The organism is Bacillus hominis (genome assembly GCF_018332515.1).
Taxonomy (GTDB): domain Bacteria; phylum Bacillota; class Bacilli; order Bacillales; family Bacillaceae_G; genus Bacillus_A; species Bacillus_A hominis.
In genome coordinates this window covers 1-1,407 of the sequence record NZ_BOQD01000407.1, presented here as the reverse complement: position 1 = coordinate 1,407, position 1,407 = coordinate 1, and the positions used below count along the sequence as shown (strand labels likewise).

Here is a 1,407-nt window from a genome sequence, read left to right as displayed (position 1 = left end):
TAAAGTTTCACTTTATGCGACGTTGCAAAGTTAGTTTGACACAAATAGACTTTTTTATACAAAGAGGATTTGGAAAGCAAAGAGCCGAAATATACAGTATAACTAATAGAAATGGGGGATAGAGATGGACTTGTTAAATGGGAAAACAGCTGTTGTAACGGGTGCTGCACAGGGGATTGGAAAAGAAATCGCACGAGTTTTTGCGAAACTAGGGGCTAAAGTATTAATTAGTGATGTAAATGAAGAGAAGCTACAAGAAACGACACGTGAATTGTCAGATGAAGGGTATGATGTGAGCTTATATCGATGTGATGTGAGTAATCAAAATGAAGCGAAATCATTAATTGAGTACGCGGTGCAAAAATTTGGTGCATTACATATTTTAGTGAATAACGCTGGGATTACAAAAGATGCAATGTTACATAAGATGGAGAAGTCTGCTTGGGAACAAGTATTACAAGTGAACTTAACTGGCGTTTTTTATTGTATGCAGCCAGCACTTCTTTATATGAGACAACAACAGTATGGACGGATTATTAATATTTCTTCTATTAGTAGGGAAGGAAATATTGGACAAGCAAATTATGCGGCTACAAAAGCAGGGGTTGTAGGCTTAACAAAAACAGCAGCGAAAGAGGTTGGAAGTTTTGGTATTACGTGTAATGCGATTTGTCCAGGATTTATGGATACTGATATGACAAAAACAATACCGGATAAAGTAAAAGAGAAAATGGTTGGAGCGATTCCAGTTGGAAGAATTGGAACACCGGAAGATATTGCAAACGCAGCGGCCTTTTTAGCATCAGAATACGCATCCTATATTACAGGAGAAGTATTAAATGTGAGCGGGGGACTGCAAGTTTAAAGGAATACATAATGAAAAGAACCTGACCGAGTAGGTCAGGTTCTTTTTTGTTAATTTAAGTTAATCCAAACGCTTTTCACTTCTGTATAGTTGTTCAGCGCATAAGATCCCATTTCGCGGCCAAGGCCAGATTGTTTAAATCCTCCAAATGGAGATGCTGCATCAAAGACGTTATAACAGTTTACCCATACTGTACCTGCACGTACTTTGCTTGCAATATAATGTGCGGTTTTTACGTTCTCTGTCCATACACCAGCAGCTAAGCCGAATTGTGATTTATTCGCACGATCAATTACTTCATCAATATCGTTAAACGGTAATGCGGAAATAACTGGACCGAAAATTTCTTCTTTAGCGATTGTCATATCATCATTTACATCAGCGAATACTGTTGGAGAAACGAAGTAACCTTGATTGAATGGTTTGTTTCCTCCGCAAAGTACTTCAGCACCTTCTGCAATGCCTTTTTCAATATAGCCCATTACACGTTTTTGTTGTTCTTCCGAAACGAGAGGTCCGATTGTAGTTTCTGGATTTAGACC

2 protein-coding genes are annotated in these 1,407 nt (G+C 38.2%); one reads left to right on the top strand and one right to left on the bottom strand.

Features of this window, described 5'->3' with window-relative positions; translation table 11 throughout:
- Window positions 1-124: 124 nt before the first annotated feature.
- Window positions 125-865: a 3-oxoacyl-ACP reductase FabG gene (gene fabG / locus KI356_RS25745; RefSeq protein ID WP_212936857.1), complete on the top strand. Its 741-nt coding sequence runs from the start codon at window positions 125-127 to the stop codon at window positions 863-865.
- A gap of 50 nt (window positions 866-915) precedes the next feature.
- On the opposite strand, the gene KI356_RS25740 is transcribed toward fabG, so the two are convergent.
- A partial coding sequence (locus KI356_RS25740; RefSeq protein WP_212936856.1) for an aldehyde dehydrogenase family protein occupies window positions 916-1,407 on the bottom strand: 492 nt, incomplete at its 5' end.